12 protein-coding genes are annotated in these 18,094 nt (G+C 59.3%); 2 read left to right on the plus strand and 10 right to left on the minus strand.

Features of this window, described 5'->3' with window-relative positions; all coding sequences use genetic code 11:
• Together UIA24_RS03075 and UIA24_RS03080 are read left to right on the plus strand one after the other, a co-directional pair.
• The coding region (locus UIA24_RS03075; protein WP_442963001.1) for an immunoglobulin-like domain-containing protein at nucleotides 1-6,681 on the plus strand (6,681 nt) is incomplete at its 5' end.
• 160 nt (nucleotides 6,682-6,841) lie between these two features.
• Complete coding sequence (locus tag UIA24_RS03080; RefSeq protein ID WP_065759807.1) at nucleotides 6,842-7,189, plus strand: tryptophan synthase subunit beta; 348 nt, start codon at nucleotides 6,842-6,844, stop codon at nucleotides 7,187-7,189.
• Nucleotides 7,190-7,204: 15 nt separating this feature from the next.
• Here UIA24_RS03080 and UIA24_RS03085 read toward each other — a convergent pair whose 3' ends face one another.
• From UIA24_RS03085 to UIA24_RS03130, 10 genes are all read right to left on the minus strand, one after another.
• A complete protein-coding gene (locus UIA24_RS03085) occupies nucleotides 7,205-7,645 on the minus strand; it encodes a CBS domain-containing protein (protein WP_065759806.1) in 441 nt (146 codons plus the stop codon).
• 139 nt (nucleotides 7,646-7,784) lie between these two features.
• The gene (locus tag UIA24_RS03090; RefSeq protein WP_102053490.1) at nucleotides 7,785-9,074 is read right to left on the minus strand and encodes a VWA domain-containing protein; all 1,290 of its coding nucleotides are present in this window, start codon (nucleotides 9,072-9,074) and stop codon (nucleotides 7,785-7,787) included.
• Nucleotides 9,075-9,101: 27 nt separating this feature from the next.
• Nucleotides 9,102-10,334: a vWA domain-containing protein gene (locus tag UIA24_RS03095; protein ID WP_102053489.1), complete on the minus strand. Its 1,233-nt coding sequence runs from the start codon at nucleotides 10,332-10,334 to the stop codon at nucleotides 9,102-9,104.
• 47 nt (nucleotides 10,335-10,381) lie between these two features.
• Nucleotides 10,382-10,885 carry a hypothetical protein gene (locus tag UIA24_RS03100; RefSeq protein WP_330522168.1) on the minus strand — a complete coding sequence of 168 codons (504 nt, stop codon included), beginning with the start codon at nucleotides 10,883-10,885 and terminating at the stop codon, nucleotides 10,382-10,384.
• Nucleotides 10,886-10,895: 10 nt separating this feature from the next.
• Nucleotides 10,896-11,585 (minus strand): hypothetical protein, encoded by a 690-nt coding sequence (locus tag UIA24_RS03105; RefSeq protein WP_099776497.1) that lies wholly within the window; start codon nucleotides 11,583-11,585, stop codon nucleotides 10,896-10,898.
• A gap of 71 nt (nucleotides 11,586-11,656) precedes the next feature.
• Complete coding sequence (locus UIA24_RS03110; protein WP_065759802.1) at nucleotides 11,657-13,207, minus strand: formylglycine-generating enzyme family protein; 1,551 nt, start codon at nucleotides 13,205-13,207, stop codon at nucleotides 11,657-11,659.
• Nucleotides 13,197-14,420, minus strand: coding sequence for an ABC transporter permease (locus tag UIA24_RS03115; protein ID WP_065759801.1), 1,224 nt, complete (start codon nucleotides 14,418-14,420; stop codon nucleotides 13,197-13,199). Before UIA24_RS03115 ends, UIA24_RS03110 begins: the two co-directional genes overlap by 11 nt.
• A complete protein-coding gene (locus UIA24_RS03120) occupies nucleotides 14,404-15,102 on the minus strand; it encodes an ABC transporter ATP-binding protein (RefSeq protein ID WP_065759800.1) in 699 nt (232 codons plus the stop codon). The genes UIA24_RS03115 and UIA24_RS03120 overlap by 17 nt, the downstream gene beginning before the upstream one ends.
• 5 nt (nucleotides 15,103-15,107) lie before the next feature.
• The gene (locus UIA24_RS03125) at nucleotides 15,108-17,063 is read right to left on the minus strand and encodes a vWA domain-containing protein (RefSeq protein WP_065759809.1); all 1,956 of its coding nucleotides are present in this window, start codon (nucleotides 17,061-17,063) and stop codon (nucleotides 15,108-15,110) included.
• A gap of 2 nt (nucleotides 17,064-17,065) precedes the next feature.
• Complete coding sequence (locus UIA24_RS03130) at nucleotides 17,066-18,091, minus strand: hypothetical protein (RefSeq protein ID WP_330522169.1); 1,026 nt, start codon at nucleotides 18,089-18,091, stop codon at nucleotides 17,066-17,068.
• Between the last annotated feature and the right edge of the window lie 3 nt (nucleotides 18,092-18,094).

Raw genomic sequence — 18,094 nt, forward strand, 5'->3', positions numbered from 1 at the left:
CCGCTGGTGGTGACTCTGGCCAACGGCCAGACCATTACCATTCCGGTGGGTGAGTCCTCGGGTTCGGTACCGTTCACTGCACCGAACAACGTTCACAACACCAACGCGCCGCTGACCAACAGCATTACCAATGTTGAAGGTGGTAACTACGAAAAAGTAGAAGCTGTTGGTAAGCCGTCCACGACTGTCACCGATGGTCCTGGCACCCAGGATTCGACTGGCCTGAGCGTCAGCGCAACTGGCGAAGTGACTGAAGGCGGCAAGATCGTCTACACCGTATCGCTGACCAACCCGGCCGGCACGGAAATGAAGGTGACCCTGAGCAACAACCAGGTCGTCACCATCGCCGCCGGCGCGAAAGAGGGCAGCATCACCGTTGATGCTCCAGCCGATGACGTCTACAAAGACGGCGAAACGCTGAACGTCACCATCACCGGCAGCACCGGTGGTGACTTCGAAAGCCTGGTGACCAGCCCAGATGCGGCAGTGACCACGGTGACCGACACCATCGACACCACCACCGTGACCCTAACGGCAGAGCCAAGCGTGGCTGAAGGTGGCGTTGTCACCTACACCGCGTCGGTCAACGCCCCGGTTACCGGCACCCCGCTGGTGGTGACCCTGGCCAACGGCCAGACCATTACCATCCCAGTGGGTGAGTCCTCGGGCTCGGTGCCGTTCACTGCACCGAACAACGTTCACAACACCAACGCGCCGCTGACCAACAGCATTACCAATGTTGAAGGTGGTAACTACGAAAAAGTAGAAGCCGTTGGTAAGCCGTCCACGACTGTCACCGATGGTCCAGGCACCCAGGATTCGACTGGCCTGAGCGTCAGCGCAACCGGCGAAGTGACTGAAGGCGGCAAGATCGTCTACACCGCGACCCTGACCAACCCAGCGGGCACCGAAATGAAGGTGACCCTGAGCAACAACCAGGTCATCACCATCGCCGCCGGTGCGAAAGAGGGCAGCATCACCGTTGATGCTCCAGCCGATGACGTCTACAAAGACGGCGAAACGCTGAACGTCACCATCACCGGCAGCACCGGTGGTGACTTCGAAAGCCTGGTGACCAGCCCAGATGCGGCAGTGACTGTCGTCACCGACACCATCGACACCACCACCGTGACCCTGACGGCAGAGCCAAGCGTGGTTGAAGGTGGCGTTGTCACCTACACCGCTTCGGTCAACGCCCCGGTTACCGGTACCCCACTGGTGGTGACCCTGGCCAACGGCCAGACCATCACCATCCCGGTCGGCGAGTCCTCCGGTTCGGTGCCGTTCACCGCGCCGAACAACGTTCACAACACCAACGCACCGCTGACCAACAGCATCACGGACATCAGTGGCGGCAACTACGAGAAAGTAGAAGCCGTTGGTAAGCCGTCCACGACCGTAACCGATGGTCCAGGCACGCAGGATTCGACTGGCCTGAGCGTCAGCGCAACTGGCGAAGTGACTGAAGGCGGCAAGATCGTCTACACCGCGACCCTGACCAACCCGGCCGGCACCGAAATGAAGGTGACCCTGAGCAACAACCAGGTCATCACCATCGCCGCCGGTGCGAAAGAAGGTTCGATCACCGTTGATGCTCCGTCTGATGACGTCTACAAAGACGGCGAGACGCTGAACGTCACGATCACCGGCAGCACCGGTGGTGACTTCGAAAGCCTGGTGACCAGCCCAGATGCGGCAGTGACTGTCGTGACCGATACCATCGACACCACTACCGTGACCCTGAGCGCTACACCCAGCGTGGCCGAAGGTGGCGTTGTCACCTACACCGCGTCGGTCAACGCCCCGGTTACCGGTACCCCGCTGGTGGTGACTCTGGCCAACGGCCAGACCATCACCATCCCGGTGGGTGAGTCGTCGGGTTCGGTACCGTTCACCGCACCGAACAACGTCCACAACACCAACGCACCGCTGACCAACAGCATCACGGACATCAGTGGCGGCAACTACGAGAAAGTAGAAGCCGTTGGTAAGCCGTCCACGACCGTAACCGATGGTCCTGGCACCCAGGATTCGACTGGCCTGAGCGTCAGCGCAACCGGCGAAGTGACTGAAGGCGGCAAGATCGTCTACACCGCGACCCTGACCAACCCTGCCGGCACGGAAATGAAGGTGACCCTGAGCAACAACCAGGTCATCACCATCGCCGCCGGTGCGAAAGAAGGTTCGATCACGGTTGATGCTCCATCCGATGACGTCTACAAAGACGGCGAGACGCTGAACGTTACGATCACCGGCAGCACCGGTGGTGACTTCGAAAGCCTGGTGACCAGCCCAGACGCGGCAGTGACTGTCGTGACCGACACCATCGACACCACCACCGTGACCCTGAGCGCTACACCAAGTGCGGTCGAAGGCGGGCTTGTTGTGTACACCGCAACCGTGACTTCGCCTGTAACCGGTACCCCGGTCACTGTGACCTTGGCTAACGGCCAGACCATCACCATCCCGGTGGGTGAGTTGTCGGGCTCGGTACCTTTCACTGCGCCGAACGATGTGATCAATGGCCACGAGCCGCTGACCAACAGCATCACTGACGTCAGTGGCGGTAACTTCGAGGCGTTGGTTCCTGATGGCAAGTCTGTGACCACCGAGGTCACAGACACTATCGACAACACTAACCTGATTTTGAGTGCGACCGGCTCTGTGGCTGAAGGTGGCAATATCACTTACACCGCATCGCTGAGCAATGCGGCGGATACCCCGGTCACCGTGACATTGTCCAACGGCAAGACGATTGTGATTGCCGCAGGTGAAACGTCAAACAGCATCACCATCGCTGCACCTTCTGATGATGTGCATCTGGATGCAGGGAACGTCAGTGCGTATATCACCGGTGCCACCGGCGGTAACTTTGAGAACCTGTCTTACACCCAGACACCAGCGGTCACCAAGGTCACCGATACCATTGACAGCACCACTGTCAGCATTACCGGCACGAACTCGGTCGTTGAAGGTGGCACTGCCACTTACACCGTGTCGCTGAGCAATCCGCCACTTACGGATGTCATCGTCAAGTTGAGCTACAGCGGCACCGCGGCCAATGGCTCCGACTTCACTGGTGTTGCAACGGTGGTCATCAAAGCGGGCTCCAGCAGCGCAGACTTCAGTATCCCGACCATCAAGGATGCGGCCACTGAAGGCACCGAGAGCTTCACCGTCAAGATCGATTCGGCCAGTGGTGGTCGGTTCGAGAACCTGGTGGTTGATAGCAACGCGGGCAGTGTTACCACGCAGATCTTTGAGCCTGCGCCGATTCTCGACCTGGATGGCAACAACTCCAGTGGCTCGACCGGTGCTGACTACAACGTGACCTTTACTGAAGGTACTACCGGCCCGGGCGTTTCGATTGGCGACGTCGACGTGAAAATCGCCGATGTCGACAGCGACTTCATGATGGGCGCTACTGTCACCTTGACCAACCGTCAGCCAGGCGATCACTTGAACCTGGGTAACAGCGTCAACGGCATCTCCATCAATGCCAACAGCACGGATGGCCAGGTCGTGTTGACCTTGAGCGGTAAGGCGACCCTGGAGGATTACATCCAGGCAATCAAGAACATCAGTTTCACCAACAACTCGGACGACCCGAGCACCACACCACGGGTGATCACGGTTACCGTCACCGATGGCGTCAATACCTCCAACACTGCGACTACGACAGTCAATGTGACGGCGGTCAATGATGCGCCGGTTGCGGCAGGCGGCGCTGTCACTGGTAGTGAAGATGCACCGCTGACTCTGAATTGGAGTGACTTCAATGTTTCCGATGTGGACAGCGCGCTGTCCAGCCAGGGTATTGTCATCACCAAACTGCCGGCCGATGGTGTCTTGCAGTACAAGGATGGCTCGACCTGGAAGACCATGACCGACAGTGATCTCGGCAAGGTCTTCAGCAAGGCTGACATCGACGCCGGCAAGCTGCAGTTCATGCCGGACAAAAACGAGTCAGGCTCCGATGCCTTCAGTGGCAATGGTGTAGGCGACCAAAAGGCCGACTACGCGCAGATCCAATACAAGCCAACTGACGGCCAGACTCAGGGCAGTGAAGCCACGCTGAAAGTGGACATCACCCCTGTAGCAGACAAGCCAGACCTGACCATCGGCGGCAATGGCGTGGCCTCGACTGGCCTGATCAAGGAAGTCTGGAACAACCTCGGTGGTTTGGGCACCAGCGGTAATGGCGCCGATGCCGCAACGCTGAAGTCGGTGATCGATGCCGCGGGCACGCCTAACAGCACCACGATCGCCACTGATGTGGCATCGACCGGCAACGTGAGCCCAGGTGTCGCCACGAAAGTGTCGGGCCTGATCTACCTGGAAGCTGGTAGCACCTACACCTTCAAAGGTGTAGGTGATGACAGCTTGGCAGTGTCGATTGGTGGCAATACCGTGGCTAGCACGACCTGGGGCGCGGGTGGCCAGCTTAATGGCAGCTTCTCACCGACCAAGAGCGGTTACTACACCGTTGATATCTACCACTACAACCAGGCGGGCCCGGGTAGCTACGACGTCAACCTGTCAGTCAATGGCGGCACGGCTGTCGACCTTAGCAGCGCGGGCGTTCCGATCTACACCAGTACTGCGGACCTGACCAACGCCGGCGTTACCCTGTCTGATCTGCACGGCAGCAACGGCGATGGTTACTACGATGGTTACAAACTCAACGAAGGCGCTGAGAACGGCACTGTCAAACTGTCCTCGATCAACACTTCGTTGACCGATACCGATGGTTCTGAGGTGCTGAGCGTCAAGCTGGGTGGTATTCCAGCCGGCTCGGTACTGAGCGATGGTGCAGGCCACACCGTGACCGTCGGTGCTTCCGAGGTGAACGTCACCGGTTGGAACCTGGGCAGCCTGAGCATCAAGCCGCCAGCGTACTACCACGGTACTTTCGACGTTAAAGTCACCTCGACTTCGACCGAAACGGCCAATGGCAGCACTGACTCCCGCGATGGCACCATCAAGGTGACCGTGTATGAGGACAAATACGCTCTCAATAACGGCACCGAAAATAATGACAACTTGTCGGGCACTGACAATAACGACGTTATCGTGGCTGACATCAACGGTCTGCATGTTGTCCAGGGCCAGAACTACAACCTGGCGTTCATTGTCGACACGTCCGGGAGTATGGGTTCATCCGGTATTGATGCCGCACAGAAGGCATTGCAGAACGTGTTCACGACGCTGACCAACAGTGTCAAAGGCGCAGGTGCTGGTGTCGTCAACATTCTGTTGGTGGACTTCTCTGAGCAGGTCAACACCACTATTTCCGTCAACCTCGCCGATAGCTCGGCTCTGACTACCCTGACGGCGGCCCTGCAGAAGTTCTACGCAGGTGGCAACACCAACTATGAGGACGCTTTCAAAACTACGGCCAACTGGTTCCAGACGCTCAAAAACACGGGTGTTACAGGCGAAAACCAGACGTTCTTCATCACCGATGGACAGCCTAACCGGTTCCAGAGTGGTGAGCAGACGGACCCAACGTTCCGGGGATCTTCTTATACGTTGGATGGTGTCCTGGGTTCGTTGAACTACAAACTGGGCGATGTTTTTGACAAGAAGATGGTTGGTGATTACAACCGAATCACGATTGATGCTCAGGGCAACCTCAAGGCCGAGTACTGGACGGGGAAAAAGTGGAGCGCAGACAGCAATGCCTCTGGCCAATTGCATGCTGAGGGCAACGGTACCTATGAACTGTCGTACGTAGCCCAAGAGTCTTGGTATAACAGTGGCGAAACCTACACCAACTCACATGACAGTTATTTGCTGCTTGCCAACCTGTCCAAGGTTGAGGCCATTGGTCTCAAAAGCGGGATTAGCGAGACCGCCCTGGCTCCGTACGACAGTGATGGCAAACCGCAGACCAACATTGACCCAAGCAAACTGGCTGAAGCGATCCTCGGGCATACCGAAGCCACTCAGCCGGGTAACGACACAGTCAACGGTGGTGACGGCAATGACATCCTGTTTGGTGATCTGGTCAGCTTCGACTCGATTACCGGTAACGGTGTCGAGGCCATCCAGGCGTATATCGCGCAGAAAACCGGCCTGAGCCTGGCGGATGTCGATGGCCGCGTAGTGCACCAGTACATCGCTGAGCACACTAGCGAATTCGACGTGTCGCGCACCAACGATGGCAATGACAACCTGTTGGGAGGTGATGGCAACGACATCATCTTTGGTCAGGGCGGTAACGACACCCTTGACGGTGGTAAGGGCAACGACATCCTGTTCGGTGGAAGCGGTACCGACACCTTGATTGGCGGTGAAGGTAATGACTACCTGATCGGCGGCAAGGGTGATGACATCCTGACCGGCGGTAGCGGTGCCGACACCTTCGTCTGGAAGGCCGGTGACGTGGGTAACGATGTGATCAAGGACTTCAAACCTGCCGAAGGTGACCGTCTCGACCTGAGCGATTTGCTGCAAGGCGAGAAGGGCAGCACCATCGACAATTACCTGAAGCTCACGACCGTCGATGGTGTTTCTACACTGCAGGTCAGTTCCGAAGGCAAGCTCAATGCCGCCGGTGGAACGGCCAATGCCGATGTCACCATCAAGTTGGAAGGGGTGAACTGGTCGAACACCACGATCAACTCGTTGATCTCCGGTGCAGACCCGACCATCAAGATCGATCACTCCAACAGCTAATGCCTGTGCCAGCGGCAGCCCTACCCGGGTTGCTGCTGGCCTCGGGCCTTTCCCTATACCGTCTTCGCGGCGCATACTGGTGCGCCGGGCGCTACTGCTCGGCGGGCTTGGCCTATGCTGCTGATGGCGGATATGGACTGACACACACGAGGGGTACCCCATGTTCTACGTGCAACGCGATGCACAGGGCCAATTGCTCCGGGTAGAAGCTGCCGCTTATGCCGACGCTACGGAAACCTTGCCAGCCGACAACGCGGAAATTCAGAAGTGGTTTGCTGACGACGTGCTGGAAGGCAGCCTTCAGCAACTCAAGCAAAGCGACCTGGACATGATCCGGGTACTGGAAGACTTGATCGATGTGCTGACCCGCAAAGGGCTGATCAGCATCACCGACTTGCCAGAAGGCGCCCAAGGCAAGCTGCTGGGGCGCTCCCAGGCACGTATCGCCCTGGGAGGCCTGACCCGCCTGTTGGTCGACGATGAAGACGACGGTGCAGGGCTGATCTGAAATCAGCCCTCGGCTTCAGTCTCCGCGAATATAGTGTTCCAGTTGCTGGATGAGGTCTGCTTGTTCCGCAATGGCTGCCTTGACCAGGTCGCCAATCGACAGCAGGCCCAGCAGCTCACCGTTCTCCACCACCGGCAGGTGACGCAGGTGGCCGTCGGTCATCATGCTCATGCAGGTATCGATGTTCTGATGCGGCCCTACCGTAATCACGGGCGCACTCATGATTGCGCTGACCGGTGTGCCCACCGATGAACGCCCCTTCAGTACCATCTTGCGCGCATAGTCGCGTTCACTGATTACGCCGACCACTTTGCCGCCTTCAACGACGGGCAAGGCACCGACGTTCTTTTCAGCCATCACCCGCAGCGCATCAAGCACCATCTGGTCAGGGGCAATAGTGTGAACCTGCTGATGCTGCTGGGACTTCAATTTCAGGAGCTGTGCCACGGTTTTCATAGGGAGCCCTGCCAAGTGGTGGTAGTGACGATCGATAGCTAAAGAATCGTGCAGTAATCACCACAGGGCAAGGTTGAAAGCGGCATTGGTCCGATTGAAAAGCGTCATTGGCGTAGAGTTCGGATCGTCGGCAGGGCGGTCATTCACAACGTACGCCACTCGACACTTCCAGGCTGGCTTCTTGCAGTGCTGCAGCCACGGCTGCCGCATCATTGGCTGTGTAGACACGGCCGCCGGTATTTTCGGCCGCGCAGTTCGAGCCCGTACTGGCACTGATGTTGACGACATTGATCCGCAGTCGCGGCTGTGCCTGGGCTATCTGACGGGACACCTTGCAGACGCTTTGGCCACAGCTGTCGCTGCCGTCGACAAACATCACAATCACCCCGTCGCGGTCACGACCGTTCATCTGCCGGGCTGCCGCTTCAAGGCTGATGCCCAACCCGGTACCGCCCTTGGCATCGAGTTTCTGGATCAGCTCTGTGAGTTGTGGACGTTTGTCTCGGTCGAATACGCCATGGTCCAGTGGTGCGCGGCAACCGTTGAACGTCACCAGACGCATGTCTATGTCTTTGTCCAGGTTCTCCACCAACGTGCCGAGTGAGTTCTTGGCGACCTCCATACGCGTGACCCGTTGTGGGCCTTTGGACGCAAGGTAATCCTCCAGCAGCGGGACTTTTTGCAGCAGGTCGATGTACCACGGGTCACTTTCTTGTTTGACCCGAATACGGCTGTCCATCGAGCCTGAGGTATCGAGTACCACGGAAAACTCGGCGGCCTGTGAAGGGGTACCTGGAACGCAGGCAAAGGTAGGGCGTCCTGGTGCTACCCACCATTGGTGGATTGAAGGCCACCACGCGTACATCCACCAGAGCGCTGCCAGTAGCAGTAATCCCAGTAACCAGGGCCACATGAGCCAGCGTCGAGGTGGAGACACCGTGCGTGGTGCCGGGGCCGGTTTCGGGGCCGCAGGTTTGGTCGGTGCAGTGACTGGAGCCGGTTTCGGCTTGTGAGCTACAGAGGGAGTCTGCAGCGGGGCCGGTTGCTGACCCCAGCGCACCACCAGTGGCTCGCCATTGACGCTGTAGAGATTGTCGAGGTCGGGTGCCCCGATCAGGCCGCGCAGAGCCTTGGCCGCCTGCTCCTGACCCCGCCGTTCCAGCTCCAGGGCCAGGTGACCCACTGAGGTCTGGCGTTCTTCATAACGCATCAACAACGCTGCCTGCTGTTCACGGTTCAACGTGGCGTAGAGGTGTGGCTGCCCGGCAAGCGCTGACCACCACTCCAGCGCGCCACCCTTACCTTGGCGGGGTATGGCATAGAGGTGAGCAATAGTTGGCGGAAAGTGCTGGTGAATCAACGCTACCGTCTGATCCAGAGCCTGTGCGCTGTCCTGGCTTGCGTGGGCATCGCGGGTTACCCGTTGCATACGTTCATTCCTTACAATCAACAGGCATTAGTCACAATTGGCGCTGCCGGAAACCTCTTGGCTGGCGTCTTGCAGGGCCTTCGCCATTTCCACGGCATTGTTTGCTGAATACACCCGGCCACCGGTGCTGTCAGCGATGCAACTGGCCAGGCTGTTGTTGCTGATGTTGACCAGGTTGACCCGCAACCGTGGTTGTTCTCGGGCAATACGTTGCGCCACGTCGCAAGCGTTTTGGCCACAACCGTCTGCACCATCGACGAACATTACGATTACCCCGTCGCGGTCACGACCATTCATCGTGCGCGCTGCGCTTTCCAGGCTTGCCGTGAGTGCAGTGCCATCGTTGGCCACGAGGCCTTTAATGCCTTGGATCAAGGCCGGGCGTTGGGCAAGACTGAACTGGCCATGGTCGATTGGCGCGCGGCAGCCATCAAAGGTCACGATGCGCATGTCGATGGCCGGGTGCAGGTCGTTCACCATCTGGCTCAACGCGCTCTTGGCCACGTCCATGCGTATTGGGCCTTGGGTTATCCGGGCCAGGCGCTCAGGGTCGGCTCCGTCCTCTTGACCAAGGGTGAAAAACCATTGCTCGTCCTCGAGCGTGGCATCCACGCTCAGTTGCATTGAGCCGGAGGTATCGAGGACTACGGAAAACTCAGGGGGTTGTACCTGTGGGTCTTTAACGCAGGCGAAGTGCTGCGGCTGGGGTGTATTCAGCCAACGTTGCAGGTAAGGCCAGCCAATCCACAGCGCGAGCAGTAGCGATAGCAGCAAGAGTAATGGCAGCAGGAACCAAGGCAACCAGATCCACGTTCGCCGACGCACAATTGGTGCGGCTGCTTGCGGAGTAGGGCCTGGTGCAGGCCTAGGTTCAGGGTCACCCCAGCGCACCAACAGCGGGTAGCCATTGATGCTGTAAAGGTTGTCGAGGTTCGGCGGCCCTACCAGTCGCCGCAGTGCGCTAGCTTCTGTGCCCTGGCCGCGACGTTCCAGTTCGTTGGCCAATTGCGTGACCGCGTCTTGGCGCTGCGCATAGATCTCCAGCAACGCCTGTTGCTCATCGGCGTTGAGTTCGCGGTACTGGCGTGGCTGTCCGGTCAGTTCCGACCACCATTCACGGGCGCCATCGGCGCCTTTTCGTGGCACCGCATAGAGGTGAGCAACGCTGGGTGGAAAATGCTTGGCGATAATCGCTACGGTGTGTTCGAGCGAGGCTAAGCCGTCCTGGCTCGTGCTGGCATCACGGATAACCCGTTGCATGAGGATGTCCTGAAAAGGACCGGCAGCCGAAGCTGCCGGTTATAGGCTTACTCGTAACCGAGGCTTAGCTGGAGGCGACTGACCTGCTGCTGCAGAGCTTTCAGCTCTTGTTTGCGGGCCTCGACCTGGGCGGCGTTGGCCGTGTTGGCAGGGGCGTTCTGCGAGGCTTTCATCCGCTGTTCAAGGCCCGCAATCTGCTGTTGCACGTCGCGCTTGTTGGCATGCCGGGCCTTGAGCGTTGCCAATAGACCATTGAGCGACTTTTCCAGGCTAGCCTGCTGACGTTGTACGGTTGCCAGGTCCTGGCGGGTCGACGTCTGCTGCGCGCTGAGCTGAGCATACACGTCGTTGAACTGACGGTTCTGCTCACGGGCATCGACCAAGGCCTGCTCGCTGTTGCGCACCTGCTCACTGTAACCACCGCCGTAGTCGCAGTTGAGCTTCTTGATCATGCTGACGTCGCTGTCGGAGGCATTGCACTGTGACGCAGTAGTAGCGCATCCGGCCACTGAGAGCAGGGCTAGAACGCAAAAGCTGAGGCGTAGGTACATAGCGTGCTCCTTAGCCCAGGGTAATTGCCGAGCGCTGGCTGTAGAGGCCGTCGACCTCCTGCTGCAGGGCAACGACCTTGTTGTTCATCTTGGCAATTTCTGCCTCGACCTTCTGCACCTCAGCCTGATTGGCGCCGCCTTCTCGCTCAAGCTTGGCGACCTTCTCAAATTCGGTGACACGGGCTTTCATGTTGTTTACGTCTTTGCGCATCAAGGCAATGTTGCTGTCGATGGCGGCAACGTCTTGCTGAGCCTTGGCCTTGTTAACCGTCTTGGCTTGAATATCGCGTTGCAGGGCGGCGATTTGTTGCTTGTCGTCGTTGATCACGCGCTGCAGAGTGTTGGTCCGCTCGGCAACCTTGGCTGTTTCCTGTTGAACATCGGTGGTCATCATCGTCAGGCGCTGGTTGGTGTCGGAGTACTGGGCACGACGCTGATCCAGGTAGTAGTTGGCGCCCATGGCCACGCCACACGCGGCAAGGCCGGCGACGATGGCGCAGGTAGCTTTGTTGCTCGAGTTCGACAGGGTGCAGGCGAGCACGCCACCGGCTGCGGCGACAGCACAGGCCTGATAGCCCGAGGTGGTGAAAAACTTGGCATCGTTGCCGGAGGTCAGCCGTGGGTCTGCGTTGCTGCTTCCACCCAACATTGAGCTACCGGTACCAGCACAACCGCTCAGCACCAGGCTGACTACTACCATCACACTGACCCAAATCCGGGAGATGCCTGCTTTATTGGTATTCACGTTCGCGTTCCTTGACTCGTTGTTGATCAGAGGGTTACGGCCTTGCAGCTGTTGAGCCAGGCTGCAGTGTCGATTTTCTGGGTTTTGAGGAATTCGGCCTGGTTAGCCCAGTGGGTACGTAGGTAAGGCATTAGCTCCTTCAGGTTCTTGTTGGCCTTGAGCGTGCCCTCCAGCACCGGCACTTGCGCTTCCAGCAGGGGCTTGCCATAGAGCGACCCGGACTCCACCAAAGAGCTGGCGTAGTAACGGCTCAGCTTGTGCAAGCGCGTGCTCTGTTCTTCGAGCTTGGTTTTGCGCATGCCGCAGGTGGGGTCTTCTTCGCCGGCCTTGCAGTTGCTGGCATAGTTCTTCTGCAGGAAGTCGAGGTACTGGCCGTCGTCGAGCATCTTGGTACAGAGGAAAGCGCCGAGGTTGAGGCTGGCGCGGATCGCCTGATCGCGAGCTTCCTGCTGTTGCTGGTTGCTCGCCCGCAGCTGGTTTTCTACGGTCTTGAGCTGGTCTTTCAGGCCTTGGTCATCAACCTTCGAGGCGAGGTCTTCCAGGGCTTTCACGGTGCCTTTGTCCTTGGCGTGTCCGGTGGGTTCATCGCCGCCCAGCTTCTTCCAGCTACTCTCAATACTGCTGACGCGTTCGCGAGAGGTCATCGTGGGCGACACTAGCACCAAGCGCATGCCTGTGGTTTTGCTGGTCACCGGGCCTTCGGCGTTGTAGTACGGCTCTTCTTCACGCAGCGCCGTGCGTAGCTCGCCCTCGGCAGTCAGGTAGTTGCCTCCGCGCACCACATAGCCGCCGGCCTGCCCGTGCTGGCGATCCAGTTTGTTCAAGTGAAAGGGTTCAAACATCATCTCGCTGGCGTTGCCAAGCATGTCGTGCAGGCCCAGGGGGTTTGCTTTGAGCAGCCCGCTGAGCTGCAGTTTGCCGTTCGACGACTGGGCGCCAGCAAACCATTCGTAGGCATTCAAACCCTCGGGCATCGGGTAGCGAGCATCGCGAAACTCAGCGGTACCGACCTGCAGCCCACCGCGCGCTGCGTACTCCCATTCGACCTCGGTGGGCAAGCGCAGAAAGCCCTGGGCGCCATCCTCCTTGGGCAGTTTTGCGGCAGCATTGGCGCGCAACCAGCGGTTGTATTTATCGGTTGCTTGCAGTGCATCGAGCCAGCTCAGCGACACCTCCGGCAGGCGCAGCTTGTTCGACGGCGTCGGGCAGGTTTCGTCCGTCAATGCACGGTATTGCAACTGCGTCATTTCATACTTGGCCATCAGGTAGTAGCGCGATTTCTCACCTTTCGCGCTGGTGAAACTACCGGCGATAAAGGCGGGTCGGGTCTGCTCGACATAACCCCACTCGGCACTGTCCTGGCCAATGTTGATTGGGTAGTCGTCTAATGGTCCGGCCAGAGGGATCAGCACCTTGCGAAACACCATCGACCCTTCGCAGGGCATGGGTAGCACTACATCGTCGGTGTCGGGCATGGGGTTATAGTGTTTCTCCTCCCAGGCCGCAGCCGAGGCTTGCATCAGGCAGCCGAAACTCAGGGGCAAGAACAGTAGACGGCCGTAGGCTTTAGAGCTCACGCAGACTCTCCGCAGGTTGAATTCGAATGGCTCGCAGGGCGCCGATCATGGCGACCAGCGCGGCGACTAGGAACGCGAGGAGCAGGGCGGTCAGGCCGTGCCCAAACGTGATGTGGCAGATGAACGTGCCAGTAGCCTGGCTGCTGCCCAGCAAGTGATCGAACAGTACGCTGCCAGCAAAATAGCCAGCGAGGCCGCCGATGTAACCCACAGCGCTGAGCAGCAGTGCCTGCAGCACCACATAGCCGGCCACGGCAAGGCTGCCGAAGCCCAGCAGGCGTAATACTGCGAGGTTACGGCGTTTGCGGTCGATATTGGCCAGGAAGGCACCGACCAGCGAGGCGATGCAACCGATCAGTGCGGCACCGGCAATCACCCCAAAGATCAGCCCCAACACATGGTTGATCGCCTTGACGCTATCGATCTCAGCGAGACGACTGCTGGTTTCCACATGTTGCTCGTTGAGCCAGCGCTCCAACGCTTCGACGTTGTCGATGTCTTTGGCATAGACCCTGGCCCGGGCATAACCAACCTTCACGCTGTCCAGCAGTTGGCCGCTGGTGCTGCCCAGGATCGGCACGCGATAGCCGTCACGGAAGTACTCTAGGTCGAGCAGCAGTTCGGGGCTGACAAAGGCTGCAGGGCGGGTAAAGCGTGCGGGCTCCAGCACGGCCTGCACCTGCAGTGTTTGCTCGCCGCGTTCGTTGACACCGTCCAGACGGCGGGCGACGCGAAGCCGAATGTTGTCGCCGGCCTTGGCGGCCAGGCGTTCAGCTGTACGGGCACTGAGAATGACCTGGTTGCCTTGTACTGCACTCAAAGGCGTGTTGAGTAGTGGGTCGCCGGCTTGGGTGGGAATAATCTCGATGTTATCGGCAAAGCGCCCACGCTCGCCCTGCAGGTCGGCCTGGGTGTTCAGCGAGCGAGTTTGACCAATGGCAAAACCGACTTCCGGGCGCTGGCGCAAGCGTTCCAGCCAGTCGAGGTCGTAATGGCTGCTGCTGAGCATCTTCACTTCAAGGTTGCGCGGGTCGCTCAGCAGTTCCTGTTGCAGTTGGCTGACCACGCCATGCTTGAGCCCGAACAGCAGCAACAGGGGGGCGATCACCGCCATTAGCGAGGCTGCCATGCACAGCGAGACCTTGCGGTCATGCCAGAGATCGGCCACCGAAAGCTGCATCAGCAGCCCCAGCTGTTTAAACCAGGGGTTCAAAGCGTGTTTCTCCTTCCCCATTCACTGCGCACAGTCGCGGTAGGCCGAACTGATCGATCAATGCCCAGTCATGGGACACCACCAACGCGCTGAGGCCCAGCTCGTTGACCAGGCTCAGTAGCAGCTCGAACAGGCGCTGAGCATTGTGTGGGTCCAGTGCGGCGGTGGGCTCATCGGCCAATAGCAGCTGTGGCTCGTGGGCGATGGCGCGCACACAGGCCACGCGCTGGCGCTCACCGATGGACAGGGACTGCGGGTACTTGTCGAGCAACGGCTCAAGGCGCAGGACTTCAATCGCTTTCTCGACGGCACGACTGCGGCTGGAGAGGCCGAGTAGGCGCCGTGGTAACTGGATGTTGTCGCGTACCTTGAGAAACGGCAGAAGGCCACCGTTCTGCAACACGAAACCGAGCTGTCGGGAGCGTAATGCGGCCAGCGCCGGCTGCTGGTTCTCAGCCAGCAACTGGCGTACATCCACCGCCTCACGTCCAAGGCGATAGTGGTTCAGTTGCTGAGGCGCCAGGAGCAAGCCGATGGCTTCCAGCAGGGTGCTCTTGCCGCAGCCGCTCTCGCCGGTAATGGCACGAATTTCACCGTGCTCCAGATGCAGCTCATTGAGCCGCACCCGATGAGCCTGGGCGCCTTCCCCGCGCGCTACCAACAGTCCTTTGATGTCAAGCATGGGGCTCAGGGCATCATTTCGAGCGGTACCGGATAGACGTTATCGCGGCTATCACTACCGGGTGCCAGTGCAACCCAGCGGTCCACGTCGGCGTTGTAACGCTGGTAGTGGCGCAGCTTGGTACTCAGGCTGCGGATAAACTTCTCCTGAGCAAGGCCGTCCCAGCCTTTCCAGGTTTCTTCATCCAGGTTCAGCACGTCGCTGTGGTACGGCAGGTCTTCCAGGTACTCACCCAGCACGCCCAGGTCCGCAACACGGGTGTTGGCACCCTGTTTCAGTTGGTTCGGGTCGGCACCCATGGTGGCGGCTACCGAGCGCAGGCGGGTAAACATCTCGCTGGGCGAGATCATGCCTTCGTTGGCTGCGTCCAGAATCTGCTTGAGTACATCGCTCAAGTCACTGAGCTGAGCTTTGGTCAGCAGCACACGCACATCGGTGGTCGGCAGGTTCTGCTTGATCAGGTCACGGTCGCTGATCCAGGCCTGGAACACGGGTGGTGCTTTGGTTCCGGTGGTTTTACCGAGATAGGCAAGTTGCATGGCATGGCCGATCAGCGCGGCGTCTTCGAGCATTTTCTTTTCGCTCGGATCGGCTTTGGCGTTGGTTGCACTGCCAATGGCGTCTTCGCCCATGTAGGCCGACTTTACCTGTTGGGTAATGGCGGCGGCGAGGCCGTCCACCTTGCGCCCGAATGCATCCACATCGCCAGCGTTAACCGGATAGTAGAGGGAGGTGTTGGTTCCCGGGTAATTCGACAGCGCCCGGTACTGGGCCTCGGCGCTGCTGTGGTTCTTGGCACCGCTTGGGGTTTTCAGGTGCAGGGTATAGAGGGCGACACCAGGGTTGCTGGCCTCGATCTTCACCTGCTCCGCGCCCAAACCAGTACCCGACAGTTTGTCGCTACCGTCGATGGCGCCTGCATCGGTGATCAGCACCACATAACGGGCGCCGAACTGGCTCCAGTCGACCTTGTCCACCGCGTGCATGACGCCGGAGTAGGCGTCTTCGTCGAAGGTGCTGCTGGAGACCTTGGCCTGTTTCAGGTCAGCGACCTTGGCCATGAAGTCGGCACCGTCTTTGACGGTGTTGGGGTCGGCGTACATTTTACTTACGTACTCCAGGCCTGGTACCGCCTTGGTACTGGAACGGTAAGCGACCAGGCCAAACTTGACCTGCTGACCGAGGTTTTCCTTCTCGATCTGCTCATATACGCGCTTGATCGCCTCACGGGTGCGATCAATGTATGGGTCCATGGAGATGGTCGAGTCGATGACGAACACCACCGCCGCGCTGAAGGCCTTGAGTTGGGTCTTGGCATTGCCTGGCGTATTCGCATTCGCCGCAGCGCTACTGCTGGCGTCGGCCTTGCTCACCGAGGCGACATTGAGGATTCGTGTACGGAAACCTTCCTCGGTCATCACTTCTTCGCCACTCAACACCGGCAGCAGGTAGAAGTTCTTCTGCAGGTCGATGAAGTATTCCGGCTCCTGAGCCAACACGCCGGGCGCCTCGCTGCCTTTCTTGAGCTTCGCCCGCAGTGGTGCGACATGACTGACCGGATCGGGGGCGTCCAGAATACCCTCGAGCTGATTGCGCTCCTTGAAGAACAGCAGGCGGTCGCGGTTGGCAGGGTTGGTGAACGCCAGCGTGAGCTGCATTTTCCACTCAACAGTACACTCGCCCGGTAACCAGCCGATGCTCTTACCCTGGGTGTCGGGGCCAACCCGCAACCATTCTCGGTTGTCGACCTGAGCCCGTTCATACACGTAAAAACGGCTGAACGCGGGTTGGGCTGCGCCGCTGGAAGCACCTGCTGCGTCGCTGAGCTGGCAGCTTGGCGTGGTCAGGACGCGTTGAAACAGGGTTTTCTTACCTGCTTGCAGCAGAGGCGTGTCCGCTGCTTGCAAGGCCGGGCTGAGACTCAAGGCCAGCAAGGCAGCCGTCAATCCGCGCAGACGCATACTCATTGTTTGAGCTCCTCAAGACGCGCCTTGGCATCGGCATTGTTCTCGTCGAAGCTAAGGATGGTCTCGTACCAGTAGGCGGCAGTGGCGTTGTCAGGTGCTTTGAAGCACTCGCTGGCCTGGTGGTATTTGGGGTCATATTCGTGGGCGTAGGCTGTGGCGATCTGGACGTCGCCGCCCTGAGCGCGGTTGGCGTACAGGCGCTGGGCGACGCCGCACGTGCTGTTGGCCTTGGCGACGTTGATCACTTCCAGCAGCGCAGTGCTGTCCGGCGCCTGCTGGATGCAGCTCTGCACGAAAGCCAGTTCCGACTGGCTCTTCATGCTTTCCAGCGTGCAAGGCTGCGCGGTTACTGCGGGCTCGACCTGTGCAGGCTTTTCCGGCTCCGCAGGCTTGGGTGCGGCAGGTTCCGGTTGCTGTTTTAGCCACCACCAGGCGCCTGCCGCGATAGCTGCCAGTAGTACCAATAGCAGTACTGGCAACAGCCAGCGGTTCTTTTTCGTCGGCGTTGTGGCTGCCAGAGCTGGCGCCGGGGTAACCACTTCAGGCTCTGTCAGGGGGGCGGCCTGAGCGACCGTCGTCGCCTGGGACGGCGCCTGCTCCTCTACCGGCGCAGTTGCCGGTACCTCCAGCGTGCCGCTGTTTGCGTTTGTCGGGGTGCTCCCTTGCGACAACGAATGCTGCAGGTCCTTGGCCAGCCGCAGTACGGTTTCCTCGCTCAGGCCCGAGCCCTTCAGTTCAATGCGGAACATGGCGTTGTTGCTGAGTTCCAGCAAGGGGTCGAGTAGCTCCGGCCCAATTCGGGTCTCGAAGGCTTGTGCGTCGTCTACGGTTTCCAACTGAGTAATTTGGAACCAGTAGGGGCTGCTACTCCACTGTGCTTCCTTCTGCAGGAAATGTTGGCTTTGGCTGCTTTGTACCGAAAACTCGAGGTTGTCGGTGGTTTCGCTCCAGCCACTGACTCGAACGCGCGCGTGGCCTGGAACGTTGCTGCTCAGTGACAGCACGTCAACTCTGATACCCATGGA

The organism is Pseudomonas sp. AL 58 (assembly GCF_036348395.1).
Lineage (GTDB): Bacteria > Pseudomonadota > Gammaproteobacteria > Pseudomonadales > Pseudomonadaceae > Aquipseudomonas > Aquipseudomonas defluvii.

What these genes read in the sequence shown, in the direction of transcription:
- UIA24_RS03080 (WP_065759807.1), top strand. Translation starts at nt 6,842, where the DNA reads ATGTTCTACGTGCAACGCGATGCACAGGGCCAATTGCTCCGGGTAGAA.
- UIA24_RS03085 (WP_065759806.1), bottom strand. Translation starts at nt 7,645, where the DNA reads ATGAAAACCGTGGCACAGCTCCTGAAATTGAAGTCCCAGCAGCATCAG.
- UIA24_RS03090 (WP_102053490.1), bottom strand. Translation starts at nt 9,074, where the DNA reads ATGCAACGGGTAACCCGCGATGCCCACGCAAGCCAGGACAGCGCACAG.
- UIA24_RS03095 (WP_102053489.1), bottom strand. Translation starts at nt 10,334, where the DNA reads ATGCAACGGGTTATCCGTGATGCCAGCACGAGCCAGGACGGCTTAGCC.
- UIA24_RS03100 (WP_330522168.1), bottom strand. Translation starts at nt 10,885, where the DNA reads ATGTACCTACGCCTCAGCTTTTGCGTTCTAGCCCTGCTCTCAGTGGCC.
- UIA24_RS03105 (WP_099776497.1), bottom strand. Translation starts at nt 11,585, where the DNA reads ATGGTAGTAGTCAGCCTGGTGCTGAGCGGTTGTGCTGGTACCGGTAGC.
- UIA24_RS03120 (WP_065759800.1), bottom strand. Translation starts at nt 15,102, where the DNA reads ATGCTTGACATCAAAGGACTGTTGGTAGCGCGCGGGGAAGGCGCCCAG.
- UIA24_RS03125 (WP_065759809.1), bottom strand. Translation starts at nt 17,063, where the DNA reads ATGCGTCTGCGCGGATTGACGGCTGCCTTGCTGGCCTTGAGTCTCAGC.
- UIA24_RS03130 (WP_330522169.1), bottom strand. Translation starts at nt 18,091, where the DNA reads ATGGGTATCAGAGTTGACGTGCTGTCACTGAGCAGCAACGTTCCAGGC.